General features: G+C 64.8%; 16 protein-coding genes. 2 read left to right on the top strand and 14 right to left on the bottom strand.

The genetic code is table 11. The features are described from left to right. Positions 1 to 7 precede the first annotated feature (7 nt). Entirely contained in the window at positions 8 to 1,531 is a 1,524-nt protein-coding gene (locus MJ8_RS11030) for an efflux RND transporter periplasmic adaptor subunit (RefSeq protein ID WP_225248221.1), read from the bottom strand. A 655-nt stretch (positions 1,532 to 2,186) separates the two neighbouring features. Between MJ8_RS11030 and MJ8_RS11025 the strand changes: the two genes are divergently transcribed. After that, entirely contained in the window at positions 2,187 to 3,215 is a 1,029-nt protein-coding gene (locus MJ8_RS11025) for an isopenicillin N synthase family dioxygenase (protein ID WP_201414393.1), read from the top strand. A gap of 51 nt (positions 3,216 to 3,266) precedes the next feature. Here the strand turns inward: MJ8_RS11025 and MJ8_RS11020 are convergent, their stop codons facing one another. The 5 genes from MJ8_RS11020 to MJ8_RS11000 all read right to left on the bottom strand — a co-directional run bounded on the left by MJ8_RS11020 (position 3,267) and on the right by MJ8_RS11000 (position 6,808). Then, positions 3,267 to 3,983 (bottom strand): FadR/GntR family transcriptional regulator, encoded by a 717-nt coding sequence (locus tag MJ8_RS11020; RefSeq protein WP_201414392.1) that lies wholly within the window; start codon positions 3,981 to 3,983, stop codon positions 3,267 to 3,269. 147 nt (positions 3,984 to 4,130) lie between these two features. Continuing rightward, positions 4,131 to 4,613, bottom strand: coding sequence for a DoxX family protein (locus tag MJ8_RS11015; protein WP_201414391.1), 483 nt, complete (start codon positions 4,611 to 4,613; stop codon positions 4,131 to 4,133). A gap of 258 nt (positions 4,614 to 4,871) precedes the next feature. Further along, positions 4,872 to 5,333, bottom strand: coding sequence for a tetratricopeptide repeat protein (locus MJ8_RS11010; RefSeq protein WP_201414390.1), 462 nt, complete (start codon positions 5,331 to 5,333; stop codon positions 4,872 to 4,874). A 37-nt stretch (positions 5,334 to 5,370) separates the two neighbouring features. Then, the gene (locus MJ8_RS11005; protein WP_201414389.1) at positions 5,371 to 6,342 is read right to left on the bottom strand and encodes an MBL fold metallo-hydrolase; all 972 of its coding nucleotides are present in this window, start codon (positions 6,340 to 6,342) and stop codon (positions 5,371 to 5,373) included. A gap of 244 nt (positions 6,343 to 6,586) precedes the next feature. After that, complete coding sequence (locus tag MJ8_RS11000; protein ID WP_201414388.1) at positions 6,587 to 6,808, bottom strand: DUF680 domain-containing protein; 222 nt, start codon at positions 6,806 to 6,808, stop codon at positions 6,587 to 6,589. Between the two features lie 247 nt (positions 6,809 to 7,055). Here MJ8_RS11000 and MJ8_RS10995 point away from each other — a divergent pair, with 247 nt between their 5' ends. After that, positions 7,056 to 8,051, top strand: coding sequence for a transporter (locus MJ8_RS10995; protein WP_201414387.1), 996 nt, complete (start codon positions 7,056 to 7,058; stop codon positions 8,049 to 8,051). 11 nt (positions 8,052 to 8,062) lie between these two features. Here the strand turns inward: MJ8_RS10995 and MJ8_RS10990 are convergent, their stop codons facing one another. From MJ8_RS10990 to MJ8_RS10955, 8 genes are all read right to left on the bottom strand, one after another. Next, positions 8,063 to 8,749 (bottom strand): glutathione S-transferase family protein, encoded by a 687-nt coding sequence (locus tag MJ8_RS10990; RefSeq protein ID WP_201414386.1) that lies wholly within the window; start codon positions 8,747 to 8,749, stop codon positions 8,063 to 8,065. 56 nt (positions 8,750 to 8,805) lie between these two features. Beyond that, the gene (gene rarD, locus MJ8_RS10985) at positions 8,806 to 9,732 is read right to left on the bottom strand and encodes an EamA family transporter RarD (RefSeq protein ID WP_201414385.1); all 927 of its coding nucleotides are present in this window, start codon (positions 9,730 to 9,732) and stop codon (positions 8,806 to 8,808) included. A gap of 130 nt (positions 9,733 to 9,862) precedes the next feature. Continuing rightward, positions 9,863 to 11,479 carry a citramalate synthase gene (cimA, locus tag MJ8_RS10980; protein ID WP_201414384.1) on the bottom strand — a complete coding sequence of 539 codons (1,617 nt, stop codon included), beginning with the start codon at positions 11,477 to 11,479 and terminating at the stop codon, positions 9,863 to 9,865. A gap of 53 nt (positions 11,480 to 11,532) precedes the next feature. After that, on the bottom strand, positions 11,533 to 12,498 hold the full coding sequence (gene pip, locus MJ8_RS10975) for a prolyl aminopeptidase (RefSeq protein WP_201414383.1): 966 nt from the start codon (positions 12,496 to 12,498) through the stop codon (positions 11,533 to 11,535). Continuing rightward, positions 12,495 to 12,971, bottom strand: coding sequence for a GFA family protein (locus tag MJ8_RS10970; protein ID WP_201414382.1), 477 nt, complete (start codon positions 12,969 to 12,971; stop codon positions 12,495 to 12,497). Before MJ8_RS10970 ends, pip begins: the two co-directional genes overlap by 4 nt. After that, positions 12,968 to 13,459 (bottom strand): GFA family protein, encoded by a 492-nt coding sequence (locus MJ8_RS10965; protein WP_201414381.1) that lies wholly within the window; start codon positions 13,457 to 13,459, stop codon positions 12,968 to 12,970. Before MJ8_RS10965 ends, MJ8_RS10970 begins: the two co-directional genes overlap by 4 nt. A 33-nt stretch (positions 13,460 to 13,492) precedes the next feature. Further along, positions 13,493 to 13,879 (bottom strand): VOC family protein, encoded by a 387-nt coding sequence (locus MJ8_RS10960; protein ID WP_201414380.1) that lies wholly within the window; start codon positions 13,877 to 13,879, stop codon positions 13,493 to 13,495. After that, a complete protein-coding gene (locus tag MJ8_RS10955; protein ID WP_201414379.1) occupies positions 13,876 to 14,274 on the bottom strand; it encodes an endonuclease domain-containing protein in 399 nt (132 codons plus the stop codon). Before MJ8_RS10955 ends, MJ8_RS10960 begins: the two co-directional genes overlap by 4 nt. Positions 14,275 to 14,437 lie beyond the last annotated feature (163 nt).

Here is a 14,437-nt window from a genome sequence, read left to right as displayed (position 1 = left end):
GGCGTGTTCATTGGCCTTCGCCGGAGCCGCCGCCGCCATCGCCTGCAGCGCCTGCATTGCCGTTGCGGCGGCGGCCATTGCCGTCGTGGCGGCGGTGATGCTTTTGGCCTGACGTGTCGCCCGATGCACCCGGGCCCTCGCCTGCCGAACCGTTGCCTTGGCCGTTGGAGGCTGCGGGAGCGCCGCCGGAATTGGTGGTTGCGGTGTTGCCGGCAGCGACGGGCGGAGCTCCGCCGGCCGCGCTGCCCGAGCCGGCTTGCGGCTGCGAAGTCGTGGCGCCGACGGCCGGCGCGGCGCTATTGTCGGGCACGGTGACCTTGGCGCCGTCCTTCAGCCGGTCGACGCCGTCGACCACGACCTTGGCGCCGGGCGCCAGACCGGAGAGCAATTGCGTGACGGTGGCGTTGCCTGGCCCGAGCGTAACGGTCTTCACGGAAACGGTGCTGTCGTCGTTTAGCTGATAAACGAAGGTGCCCGGCGCGCCGTGCTGGATGGCCGCATTGGGCAGCACGCTGACGCCGGTCAGCGTGCGTACAAGCAGATGCACGTTGACGAACTGGTTGGGATAGAGCGCGCCGTCGGCGTTGGGAAAAACGGCGCGCAGCTTCACCGTGCCGGTGGTCGGATCGATCTGATTGTCGATCGTCTGCAGCGTGCCTTCGGCGATCTGCTTGGTGTCGTTGCGGTCGAACAGAGTGGCCTTGAGCCCGGTATTGCCATGCGTCTGCTCCAGCACTTGCGCCAGGCTGTCCTCGGGCAGCGAGAACAGCACCGAGATCGGCTGCATCTCGGCGATCACCGCAATGCCAGTGCTGTCGCCCGGCGTCACATAGTTACCCTGGTCGACGAGGCGAAGGCCGATGCGGCCGTCGGCGGGCGCGGTGATATGGCTGTTGGCGATGTTGACCTGCACGGCCTCGATCTGCGCCTGGTCGGACACTACGGTCCCCTCGTCGGATTGAACGGTGGCGCGCTGCAGGTCGACCGCCTGCTGGGTGATGGCGTTGGAGGTGAGCTTCAGGTCGCGGTCGAGGTCGAGCTTGGCATCGGCAAGCAGCGCCTGGTCGTGCTCGAGCTGGCCCTGCCACTGATGCAGCGAGGCGGTCAGCGTGCGGTCGTCGATCTGGGCGAGGAAGTCACCCTTCTTGACGTTCTGGCCCTCGGTGAAGGCGATCTGCGTGATCTGGCCGCTGACCTGCGCGCGCACGGTGACGGCCGAAAGCGGCGTGACCGTGCCCAGCGCCTCGAGCACGATCGGGATATCGGCCTTCGTCACCGGCGCCACGGCAACCGGCTGCGCGAGATCGCCACCGCCACGGAAACGGCCGCCGCCACGGTGGCCGGCTTCCTGCCGGACCTGAACGGGATGCAGCCAGAACGCGACGCCGGCCGCCGTCAGAACGAGGAGCAGCGCAACGATCCAGCCGCGCCGCGACCGGCGCACGGCCACCGGCCGGACCTCGGTCAGGGGCTCGCTGGGGGGCGCTGGCACGTTGCGGCGCTTGCGCCGACTGACGACTTCGTCGTCCACTTCTGTCACCTGTCCTTCGAGCCGCATCAGGGAGGCGCCTGCAGCTTTGCCAGCTCACCGCACCGGCGTGCCAAAGCCGTCGCCCGGGCGGGATTTGGCCGCAGCATAGGCAGGCAAATTTTTGCGCGCAATTCCGGTATACATTAAATTCCTGTAATGAATTTAATGGGTTAGGTCTTGTTACTGTTTCAAATAACGAGAAACGCCCGGCACGATTCCGCTGCCAATTCGTGCGGTGAATTGGAGGAGATCGCCGGCTTTATACAAGTGGCGACAAGGCCTTACGAGGACATGTCGACAGCATGCAACGGTTTGCCGGGTGCGGCTGCGCAACACCGATTGAGTGCCGCAATAGACGGGGGCCGGCATAATTTCCGCTCGCAAAGATGTGAACGCGGCGACGTGCCGAGGCCGGGCTGGAACTAGCGCCAGCAGGTTTCAACATGCGAGCTGAGCCTCCGCAAGAGTATCGCCCCGAACAACGGCGCAGGGACGCCTTTCTGCTCTGGTGCAAGCAATCTCCACGGCAGTGTAGGACACGTCCCCCACGATCATAGGCCAGGCGCAGGTCCGCATGGCTTTGCGTCTTGCCTCGCCCTTGTCGATGGCTTTGAGTGCGGTATGCCGGTTCGCACCCCTTGCAAGGACTCATGAGATGAGCGAGACCATTCCCGCCATCGACATCGCGCCGCTGTTCGGCCCGCCCTCGCCTGCCCGCGACGAAGCCGACCGCCAGATCTTCGCTGCTGCCTCCGGCATCGGTTTCATGACCGTGCGCGGTTTTCCGGGCGCGGAGCTTCTGACGCGCCAGCGGCGCGGCGAGCTCCTGAAGATCTTCGAGCTGCCGGACGCGGAGAAAGAGAAGCTGCTGCGCTGGAATTTCGACCCGTCGAAATCGAACTATTATCGCGGCTGGTTCCCGCTGCAGCCGACCGCCATATCTTACAAGGAAGGCATCGACATGGGGCCGGACATCGCCCATGCCGACGCCGAATTCGCAGCCGACGATCCGCTGCTGGAGCGCACGCCGCTGCCGGCCGAAAGCGATGTTCCGGGATGGAAGGCGGCGGCAGCGCATTACTATCGCTCGATGGAAAAGGTCGGCGCGGCGCTGATGGCCTCGATCGCGCGCAGCCTCGGGCTCGAGGACGACATTTTCGACGGCCATTTCCAGGGCGGCATCTCGACGCTCAGGCTGATCCGCTATCCGCTGCGCACCGAGGACGGCGCGGTCGACCTGTCGAAGCCCGAATATTCGGTCATGCACAAGGGCGAGCGACGGCTGGTGATCGGCCGCGAGCATGCCGATTCAGGCTTCGTGACACTGTTGGCGCAGGACGGCGTCGAAGGCCTGCAGGCCAGGAACCATGCCGGCGAATGGATCGACGTGCCGCCCGCCGACGGCACGCTGGCGGTGAATTTCGGGCAGTTGCTGGAGCGCTGGACAGGCGGCGTGGTGCAGGCGACACGCCACCGCGTGATCGCGCCGAAGACGGCGCGCTACTCCATCCCCTTCTTCTACGAGCCGCGCGTCGACGCCGAGATCGCGCCGCTGCCGATCAAGGGCGCCAGCGACTTCGCGCCCTTCCTCTATGGCGACTATCTCTGGGAGTCGGCGACCAATTTCGTCGAGATGGCCGGCGTCAAGAACCTGCGAAAGCCGAGACGGCCAGCGGCGGCCTGAGCGCCAATGCTGCCGGGCACCGGTTGGTGACGGCGCGCCTGCCTGACTGGCTCAAGCGGCGCCTGTCAGCTCGACGGCGCCGCGCACCCGGGCGAGCACCTCGCTCAGCATGTCGTGCATGGCCTTGCGCGCCCTGTCGGCATCGCCGGCCTCGATGGCCTTGAGCACCTCGCCATGCGCGTCGAGGTCGCCGACCGGGTGACCGAACAGCGCGTTGGTGGTCGGCACGCTGTATTGCAGCGCGGTGTGGATCAGCGCCGAGAGCGGCAGGAAGAAGCGGTTGCCGGTGGCGGCAAGCACCGCTTCATGGAAAGCCGCATCCGACGACACCGGATCGCCTTGGCCCAAGGATGCCGCGCGCATCGCCTCGAAGGCCTCGCGAATGGCGGCGATCTCGTCTGGATCGTTGCGGCCCGCGGCAAGTGCCGCGGCCTCGCATTCGAAGCCCAACCGCACTTCCAGAAGCTCGATGATGAATTGGCGCGGTGTCGCGCTGGCGCGCAGCCAGCCCAGCACCGCTGGGTCCAGGAAATTCCAGTCCTTCAGCGGCCGGATGCGCGAACCGCGCCGCGGGCGGGTGAGCAGCAGGCCCTTGGCCCACAGGATCTTCACCGCTTCGCGGGCGGCGCTGCGGCTGGCGCCGAAACGGGCGCAAATCTCTTCCTCGCCAAGCAAGGTCGCGCCGGGCGGAAACAGCCCGCCGAGAATCTCACGACCGAGACTGTTGGTAATCTCGTCCGTCACCGACGAGGTCTGGTTGCCTGCCACTTGTCCGGCCCATTTTGGTTTGCCAACAACCGGTCGGTGTTACCGCACCAAGCAGAGCCTGTCCATTATCATCCGATTTGTCAGATAATTGGGTCCATGACGCTCCGATGGCCGGATCACGGGCGCGTTGTGAAGGCGGACTTCGCCTCAAACCGGCAGGCTCGTCTCCCCCACCGACAGATGCTGCTCGATGGGCGGATCGATCTTGGTGTCCTTGACGAGGCCGACCAGCACCCTGTCCACCGACAGCCTGCCGGAACCGGCGAGCGCGAGGATGAACATGCCGCCGGCAATCGCGAGGTCTTTCTCGAAATGCAGCAATTCGTTCTGGCTGGCGAAATTGGTGTGGAAGAGGCTTGCCGTCATCAGGCAGAACAGGCCGAGCCCGATCGCGCCCAGCCGCGCGAGGATGCCGAGCGCGACCGAAAGACCGGCGCCAAGCTGCAGCGCGATGGTGGCCAAAAGCAGCGGCGTGCCGACGCCGAGCGCCGCCATCGCCTTCTGAGCGCCTTCGAAATGGGTCGCCAATTCCAATCCTTCGTGTACGAAGATCAGGGACAGAAGCAGGCGGCCCGCAAGCAGGACCACGTCCCTGGCGTGAAGCTTTTCGGCTAGTTCGGTCGGTGTCATCGTCGGCTCCAATCTTTGGAAACGCGCGTCCTGGAATGAGCGGGGGCGCCACGCCGATGGACGCGCGCTCGCAGCTGCTCGATGTTGAAAGGTCGGAGCCGGCGCGAGGGAGAGGAACGCCGGCTCCGGTTTTCGGGCGCTACCGCCGTGGCGCCCAAAAGCCGTTACTTGTGGGGGGCAAGGTCAGCGCCGGGCCCCCTCTCCGGCCGCTTCGCGGCCACCCTTTCCCCACTTTGCGGGGCGAGGAAACGGGCGGTGCTACTTCGTCACCTTGGTGTCGATGGCTTGCTTGAGGTCGGAAAGCTGCTCGCAGCCCGACGGGCAGAGTTTTTGCAGCGAGGCCAACTGCTCGTTGGCCTTGGCCATGTCGCCGGTCTCGACATAGAGCTCGCCCAGATATTCATGCGCGGCCTTGTGGTCGGGCTGCAGTTCCAGCGCCTTGGTGTAGTATGTGAGCGAAGTCTGGTAGTCGCCGGTCTTGCGCAGCGTGAAGCCGAGCAGATTGTAGACGTCGGCCTGCTGGGTGTCCTGCGCGAGGTCGCGCAGGTCGGCCAGCGCGCCCTTGTAGTCCTTGGCCTCGATCTTGGCCTTGACGGCCGTCAGGTCCGGCGCGTCGGCGCCTTCGATGTCGTCCACGGCATAGGCCGGAACGGCGATGGCGATCGGGGCCGCGGTCAAGACCGCAATGGCGCCGAGCACCGCGAAAAGTGCGTGTTTCATTTGAGTTGTCGCTTTCTGTTTAAGATCCGATTCGAGATCAGATCTGGGTTGGGGTGAAGGCGTAGGCGTTGCCGTCCTTGACGAAGCTGCCTGTGCCGGGAAACGGGAAGTGCGAACCGCAGATGCGGACATTGTCGGCGATCACCTGGTCGATGATCCGGTGGCGCGTGGCGATCGCCATCGGACCGTCCTGGTCGTAGCTGCCCTGCCATTCGGGATGCGGGGCGAGCAGCGCCGGGACGTACATGGTGTCGGCTGAGACGAGGAACTGCTCCGAGCCGGCATCGACATGGTAGACGGAATGTCCAGGCGTGTGGCCGGGCGCCGCCATGAGGCGGATGCCGGGCACCACTTCCGCACCGTCGTCGACCAGCCTCCAGTTCTTCCATTTCGGGAAGTTCTCGGCGATGCGCTTGCCCGCCGGCTTGCGGCCCTCGGGCAGCTTGGCGAGGCGGCTCGGGTCCGTCCACCAATTGTACTCGGTGGCGTTGACGATGAGCTCGGCATTCGGGAACACCGGCGCGTTGGTGCCCTTCTCCATCAGGCCCCAGACATGGTCCGGATGGAAATGCGAGATCATGATGGTGTCGATCGCCTTGTAGTCGATGCCGGCGGCCTTCATGTTGGCCGGCAGGTGCGTGGCATTGGCCTGCCACTGGCCGACGCCAGAACCGGCGTCCATCATGATGGTGCGACCGTTCATCTTGAGTACCACGACGGTGAGCGGGATCGGCATGAACTCGGTGGTCAGCCCCGCCTTGGCGAGTGCCGCCTTGGTCTCCTCGACCGACACGTCCTTGATGAAGGCCGGGTCATGGGGCTTGCGCCAGATGCCGTCATAGACGGCGGTGACCTCGAGCGAGCCGACCTTGTATTTATAGAAACCGACCAGCGGCTCGACCGGGGTTTCGGCGTAAGCCGCGGGCGCGAATTCCAGCTTGCCGGCGATGCCGAAGGCGGCAGCGGCGGCGGCGGATCCGAGCACCATGCGGCGTGTCATGTTGAACATCAGAAATCTCCTCTTCATGGCTGTGAGTGGCTGCAGTTCAGGCGATGCGACAGAAAATGGCGGAGGGCCCGGTGCTGCCCTCCGCCGGCTGCGGAAGCCGGAGCCGGCCGATCCGACTGAAGGCCGGCTGGCGCCGAGGAGATCAGCGTCTCTGGCCTGGTTACGGCGAGGGCGTGCCATCCCTGCCGGAACCGAAGCCTTCAACTGCTGACCTCCTGGACGAGAACCTTTCGGTTCCGCCTGCTCAGCGACCCCAGATGCCCTGGCCGGGCTCTTCCGCAGCGATCTTGGCCACCGGCTTCATGTCATGGCGGTCCATGTCCAGCTTCATGATGGAAGCGGTGGTGGTGGCGTCGATGGCGACGGCCTGCTGGCCGCCATTCGCCCACGGGAAGCGCTCGCTGCCGGCGAAGGCGCTGCCGGTGACAAGAAGGATGGTGAGAGCGGTAAAGACGGTTCTGTACATATGCGTAGCCCTTCCGGGTTGGTTGACGCGTGCCGTGGGAGGATGGCCTCGCTACAGCCAAGACCCGGAAGGCCCGGGGTTTATTCCCGGGCCGCGGAAGAATTTTTTGAGACGCATGAAATCAGGAACCTGAGACCGCGGGCGCCAGCCGTCATCGAACTGTCACACCCACACGGCTGGCGCATGCTAGAAACAGGGCTTGGCCGCCCCCGCGACCCCGACCGCATCAAGACCCGGCGAAGCCGCCATGAACATCGCCCTCCCCGCCGAAGGCACCGATCTCTCGCCCTATCTGCCGGACGAGCATGGGCTGTTCTTCATCTATCATTTCAAGGCCGACGGTTCCCGCACCAAGGATCCCGCCGAGGCGCATTGGAGCTGGCGCAGCTACCAGATCACCGACATGCGCGCCCGCCAGGAGATCGGCGCCGACCAGGCCCTGCCGGCGCCGGTGCGCGACGCCTTCCTGTCGCCCAGCCATGGCTGCCAGATCGATTTCGAGGACGACTTCCTCTATGGCGACCTGCCCGACCTCAGGCACGATTTCGCCGAGGCGCGCGGGCTTACCCATTTCCGGTTCGCCTTCAACGACCGGATGCTGGTCGGCGCCCGCAAGCAGCCGCTGGAATCGGTCGACAAGATCCGCAAGCTGGTGGAGAGCGGCACGCGCAAATTCCGCACGCCGGCCGAGCTGATCGAGGCGGTGATGGGCCAGTCGCTCGACGGCATGGCGGCCGAGCTCGACAAGATGGGCGACACGCTCGACGGCATCGAGGACCGCATCGTTTGCGATGCATGGCACAATGAGCGCCAGGCGCTGGTCGACGCGCGACGGCAGCTGGTGCTCATCCACCGGCAGATGGCGACGCTCACCAACCTCTTCCGCCACCTGGACCATTCGCATCGCAATGAGCTTCCCGACCCGATCAACGACATGGCGACACGTCTCTCGCACCGGGCACACACGCTGCATCACGACGGCGAGCAGTTGCAGGCGCGCACGCGCCTATTGCAGGACGAGCTGATGGCGAAGCTCACCGAACAATCGAATCAGCTGCTCTATATCCTTTCCGTCATGACGGCGGTGCTGTTGCCGATGACCATCATCTCCGGCCTGTTCGGCATGAATGTCGGCGGATTGCCGCTGGTCGACACGCCGCACGGCTTTTGGGTGGTGACGATGATCTCGGTCGTCATCGCGGCGATCGTTTATATGGTCGTGCGGCGGCTGGGGCGCGTCTGAGGCAATCGGGCCTACGCGTTTGCCCGCAGATCCTCGACGATCGTGCCCGCTGCCCGGACTTCGGCTTCGTGGCCGGGTTCGCGCCAGGTCTCGGCAAGTCCGGCCGCGTACCATTCGCGCATTGCCGGCAAGTCGAGCAGACGCCGCGGATAGGCGCCCGCTTCACCTTCGAAAGTCAAACCATAGGACTGCGCTCTGAATGCGATGGGAGCGAAGAAGGCATCGACCGCGCCGAAGCGGTCGCCGGCCAGGAAAGGTCCGCCGAAACGCGCAAGGCCATCGTTCCATAGATCTCCCATGCGGAAGATGTCGTGCTTCAGCGCGTCGGACATCGGTAATGGTGCGACGCGGACGCCGCAGTTCATCGGGCAGTCGTTACGCATCGCGGTGAAGCTCGAATGCATCTCGGCAACGGCAGAACGCGCCCAGGCGCGCGCCCTGGCGTCAGCCGGCCAGACGCCCTTGTGGCGTTCGGCAAGGTATTCGACGATCGATAGCGAATCCCAGACCGCCCAGCCGTCATCGACCAGGCAGGGCACGCGTCCATTTGGCGAGAATTGCCGGTAGAGGTCGAAACTCGGTCCGCTCGGGAATGGTGTCAGCCGCTCCTCGAAGGGAATGTCGAGGGCGCGCATCAGCAGCCATGGCCGCAGCGACCAGGACGAATAGTTCTTGTTGCCGATATGCAGAACGTACATCAGACGCCCCTTCCCTGCTCAATGCAAGCTCAGACGGAAACCCGCTGCCCACCCGCCTATCTTGTTGCGGGTGCCGGGCGAACCTCTCGGCCACGAAACATCGACCAGCTGTACATTGCCAGCGCCGTCCAGATCAGCGCGAAGGCGATCGCCTGCGTCGTGCCGAACGGTTCGTCGAAGACGAGCACGGCGATCAGGAACACCATGGTCGGCGCGATATATTGCATGATGCCGATGGTGGACAGGCGCAGCAGCCTGGCGCCGAAGGCAAACAGCAGCAGCGGCACCGCGGTGATCGGGCCGCAGCCGATCAGCAGCGCGGTGTCGGAACCGGTGCTGGATATGAAATGGTCCTGGCCGGTGGCGACCAGGTAGACGATATAGCAGAGCGCCGGCACCGACAGCAGCAGGACCTCGAGGAGGAAACCCTGGCTCGGGCCGATCGGCAGCGTCTTGCGGAAGAAGCCGTAGGCAGCGAAGGAAAAGGCGAGCGCCAGCGACACCCAGGGCAGCTTGCCGGCCTCGACGGTGAGCACCGTCACGGCGATCGCCGCCAGCGCCACCGCGACGATCTGCAATCGGTCGAGCCGCTCGCCGAGCAGCACCGCCCCGACGACGATGACCACCAGCGGATTGATGTAATAGCCGAGCGCCGTCTCGACGGTGCGGCCGACCGCGATAGCCCAGACATAGATGCCCCAGTTGATCGAGATCAGAATCGCCGTCAGCGCGGCCATGGCAAGGCTCTTGGGCGAGCGGATCGCCGCCTTGAAGTCGGCGGTGCGGCCGGCCCAGATGAGCACCGCCGCCGCGATCGGCACCGACCAGACGACGCGGTTGGCGATCACCTCGGCAAGCGGCAGATGCGCAACCGCCTTCATGTAGAAGGGCAGGAGCCCCCAGAGGAAATAGGCGCCAAGCGCCAGAAGGAAGCCACGGCGGCCCTTGGCGTCTTGATCGAGATCGGCTGTAGCGGTGACCATGGCCCAACGCTATGGCCCAGCGGACCGCCCAAGACCATCACAAAATTATGATGGATCAACGGACTTTTGGTGATGGTTCAAGGGGGCACTGTTTCTTTCGCCCCCGCTTTGCGGGGCGAGGGAAGGAGCCCTACTCCGCCGCCACCAGCCCCGCCATTTCGCGGTTCTTCATCAATTTGTAGACGATCGAATCCATCAGCGCCTGGAAGGAGGCGTCGATGATGTTCTCCGACACGCCGACCGTCCACCAGCGGGCGCCGGTGGAATCGTGCGATTCGACCAGAACGCGGGTGATGGCCTCGGTGCCGCCATTAAGGATACGCACCTTGAAGTCGGCGAGCTCGAGATCGACGATCTCGCTCTGGTATTTGCCCAAGTCCTTGCGCAGCGCGATGTCGAGCGCGTTGACCGGGCCGTGACCTTCGGCCACCGACATCTTCTCCTCGCCGTCGACCTCGACCTTCACGATCGCTTCGGACACCGTCTTGAGATTTCCGTTGGCGTCGAAGCGGCGCTCGACCATGCAGCGGAAGGAGGTGACGTTGAAAAACTCCGGCAGTCCGTGCAGCGTCTTGCGGGCAAGCAGCTCGAAGGACGCGTCGGCTCCTTCATAGGCGTAGCCCTCGGCCTCGCGCTCCTTGACGACGGCGATCAGGGAGTCGAGCCGGTGATCGTCCTTCGGCACCTCGATGCCGCGCCGTTTCAGCTCGGCGAGGAAATTGGCCTTGCCGCCCTGGTCGGATACCATGACGCGGCGGCGGTTGCCGACGGCTTCCGGCGGCACATGCTCATACGTCGCCGGCTCCTTGGCTAAAGCCGAGGCATGGATGCCGGCCTTGGTGGCGAAGGCGGAGGAGCCGACATAGGGCGCCTGCGCTTCCGGCGCGCGGTTGAGCAATTCGTCGAAGGCGCGGGAAAGCCTGGATATTCCGGTCAGATCCTCGGCAGAAATGCCGGTTTCGAAGCGATCAGCGAAGGCCGGCTTCAGCGCTAGCGTCGGGATGATGGTGATGAGGTTGGCGTTGCCGCAGCGCTCGCCGATGCCGTTCAGCGTGCCCTGGATCTGGCGCACGCCAGCCTCAACGGCGGCCAGAGAATTGGCCACCGCCTGGCCGGTGTCGTCATGGGCGTGGATGCCGAGATGGTCGCCAGGGATACCGGCGGCGATGACCTTGCCGACGATTTCGCGCACTTCCGAAGGCTGCGTGCCGCCATTGGTGTCGCACAGCACCACCCAGCGCGCGCCGGCTTCATAGGCGATTTTGGCGCAAGCCAGCGCGTAGGCCGGATTGGCCTTGAACCCGTCGAAGAAATGCTCGCAGTCGACCATCGCCTCCTTGCCGGCAGCGACGGCCGTCTCGACCGAGGTCTTGATCGACTCCAGATTCTCCTTATTGGTGCAGCCGAGCGCGACGCGGACATGATAGTCCCAGCTCTTGGCGACGAAGCAGATGGCGTCGGATTTCGACTGCGCGAGCGCCGCCAGCCCGGGGTCGTTGGAAGCCGAGACTCCCGCCCGCTTGGTCATCCCGAAGGCGACGAATTTCGCGCTCTCCGTCCGCTTCTTCTGGAAGAAGACGGTGTCGGTCGGGTTGGCGCCCGGATACCCGCCCTCGACATAATCGATGCCGAACTCATCGAGCAGCTTCGCGATCGCGATCTTGTCCTCGACGGAAAAGTCGATGCCCGGCGTCTGCTGGCCATCGCGAAGGGTGGTGTCGAAGAGGTAGAGGCGTTGCTTTGTCATGGCAGTAGCTCGAAATGCCGCGCTCCTTCACTGTGGAGCGCGAACGTGCATTACTATTTCCCTGCAAATTTATCCGTCGCCCGGATCAGCCGATCCAGAATGCCCGGCTCGGAATAGGCGTGCCCTGCCCCTTCGATGAGGTGGAAATCCGCCCTCGGCCAAGCCTTGTGCAGCGCCCAGGCATATTTCGCCGGGCACGGCATGTCGTAGCGGCCGTGGACGATGGTGCCGGGAATGTCCTTCAGCTTCCAGGCGTCGCGCAAAAGCTGCCCTTCCTCCAGCCAGCCGGCGTGGACGAAGTAATGGTTCTCGATGCGGGCAAAAGCGATCGCATAGTCGTCCTGGGCGAACGGGTCACTGGTCTCGGGTTCGGGAAGCAGCGTGATCGTCTCGCCCTCCCAGATGCTCCAGGCGCGGGCGGCTTCCACCTGCGCCTTGCGGTCGGAGTCGACCAGCCGCTTGCGGTACGCCGCCATCATATCGCCGCGCTCGGCTTGCGGGATCGGCGCCACGAACCGCTCCCACTTGTCGGGAAACATCTCCGAGACGCCGAACTGGTAATACCATTCGAGCTCGGCGCGGGTGAGCGTATAGATGCCGCGCACGATGAGCTCGCTGACGCGCTCCGGATGCGTCTCGGCATAGGCGAGCGCCAGCGTCGAGCCCCAGGAACCGCCGAAGACAAGCCATTTGTCGAAGCCAGCCATCTCGCGCAGCCGCTCGATATCGGCGACGAGGTGCCAGGTGGTGTTGGCCTCGAGCGAAGCGTTGGGCGTCGACTTGCCGCAGCCGCGCTGGTCGAACAGGACGACGTCGTAGAGCTTCGGGTCGAACAGCCGCCGGTGTTTCGGCGAGATGGTGCCGCCCGGGCCGCCATGCAGGAACACGGCGGGCTTGGCGCCCCTGGTGCCGCAGCGTTCCCAGTAGACGGTGTGGCCGTCGCCGACATCGAGCATGCCCGACTCGAACGGCTCGATCTCGGGATATAGCGAGCGCAAGGAACTGCCTTGGATCGTCATAGTTTCAAGCCCTGCTGCGGCCAGTTGGCCGTCTCGTGATCGGGATGCTGGAAGGAGATGATCTGCTCCTGCCGCCTATAGAAGTCGGGATCGTCGAGGATCGGCGCCTCGAAGATCTTCTCCACCCAGGGCAGCCTCACGGCGTAGTTCACCTGGATCTGCGGCGCGAGGTCGGAGCGGTCGTCGAAGGCGCCGATGGCGATCTCCAGCGCGCCGGGCTGGCGATAAGTCAGCGGCGTGCCACAGCGGGCACAGAAGCCACGGTCGATATTGACCGAGGACTGGAAATAGCTCGGTTCCTCATGGGTCCATTCGACGCCGTCCTTCGGCACCGTCACCAGCGCGCCGAAGAAATTGCCGAACTGTTTCTGGCACATGCGGCAATGGCAGATGGACGGGCGCCCAAGCTTGCCGTGGACGCGGAAACGCACGGCGCCGCACTGGCAGCCGCCGGTTCGAACTTCATCGGTCATGGTCTTTCCTCCGGCGGCCATTGATCGGTGTCGTGATCGGGATGCTGATAGGAGACGAGCTCGGCGAGATACGGCGCCGACGAGACATCTTCCATCGTCTCCTCTGACGGCAGTTTCGGAATGCCATCGACATAGGGAAGCTTCGCCTCCACACCCCATTGGATGGTGGGCGCGATGCCGGTCGGGTCGTCGAAGGCGGCGATCGCCAGCGCGATACCGTCGGGCGCCTCGAAGGTCAGCGGCGTGCCGCATTCGGCGCAGAAGCCGCGCCAGGCGGCGTTGGACGAACGGAAGCGCTTCGGCTCGCCGCGCGTCCAGTCGAGCGTGGCGCCGCGCACCGAAACCAGCGGCAGATAGAAATTGCCGCTCGCCTTCTGGCACATGCGGCAATGGCAGACCGAGGCGTCGCCCAGCGCGCCCTCGACGCGGAAGCGCACGGCGCCGCACTGGCAGCCGCCGGTGTAGATTGGCCTGTTGTCGAGGCTCATGACACGCTCCCGATCATAGGCTGCTTCAGGGGCTCACTCTGGGTCATGGCAGACCGCCTCGACATTGTTGCCGTTGGGATCGAAGACGAAGGCGCCGTAGTAGTTCGGATGATAATGCGGGCGCAGGCCCGGCGCGCCATTGTCCTTGCCGCCGGCTGCGAGCGCTGCCGCATGGAACGCGTCGACCTCGGCTCGGCTGCGCGCGGTGAAGGCGATGTGCTGGGTGGATTTCGGCTTGTCCGTGCTGTCGCTCAGCCAGAACACCGGCCGGTCGCGACCATAGCCGCCGACCTTGGCGCCGCCGGTATATTGCTCGGGCACCATGTAGAGCAGCGATGCCCCCAGCGGCGCCATCGCCTTGTCGTAGAACGTTTTGGATGTCTCGAAGTCGGTTACATTTATGCCGAGATGATCGATCACGGGACGAGCTCCTCCGTTTGTGGCGCGGGCGCATCCGCCAGGCCGGCCACGATGACGATATGCTGGCAGACATTGTCGATATCGCGGATCACGTCGTCGTTCCAGAAGCGCAGGATGGTCCAGCCTAGAGCTTCGAGCTTTGCGTCACGCACCGCATCAGCCGCAGCAACCTCGGGCGAAGCATGCTGAGAGCCATCCAGTTCAACAATCAGCTTCCTGGCGGGACAAGCGAAGTCAACTATGTAGCCCGCGATGGGCATTTGGCGTCGAAATGACAGGCCCATAAGCCTATGCGCGCGGATCTCGTTCCATAACTTCAGTTCGGCGTCGGTCATTGCCTTGCGCATCTTGCGCGCATTGCTGCGGTTGGTGGCGGACACAAGATGATGGGTCACCGCGAGGCGCCCCCCTCTGTCCTGCCGGACATCTCCCCCTCTAGGGGGGAGATTAGCAGCTTCGGCGACGGCGCCCGGCCTTCAACGTCGGTGATTCGCGAAAGCCGACGCGACGTCCGATCTCCCCCCAAGAGGGGGAGATGGCCGGCAGGCCAGAGGGGGG

It is taken from the genome of Mesorhizobium sp. J8, from assembly GCF_016591715.1.
Taxonomy (GTDB): domain Bacteria; phylum Pseudomonadota; class Alphaproteobacteria; order Rhizobiales; family Rhizobiaceae; genus Mesorhizobium.
This window is presented reverse-complemented; position numbering and strand designations above follow the sequence as displayed.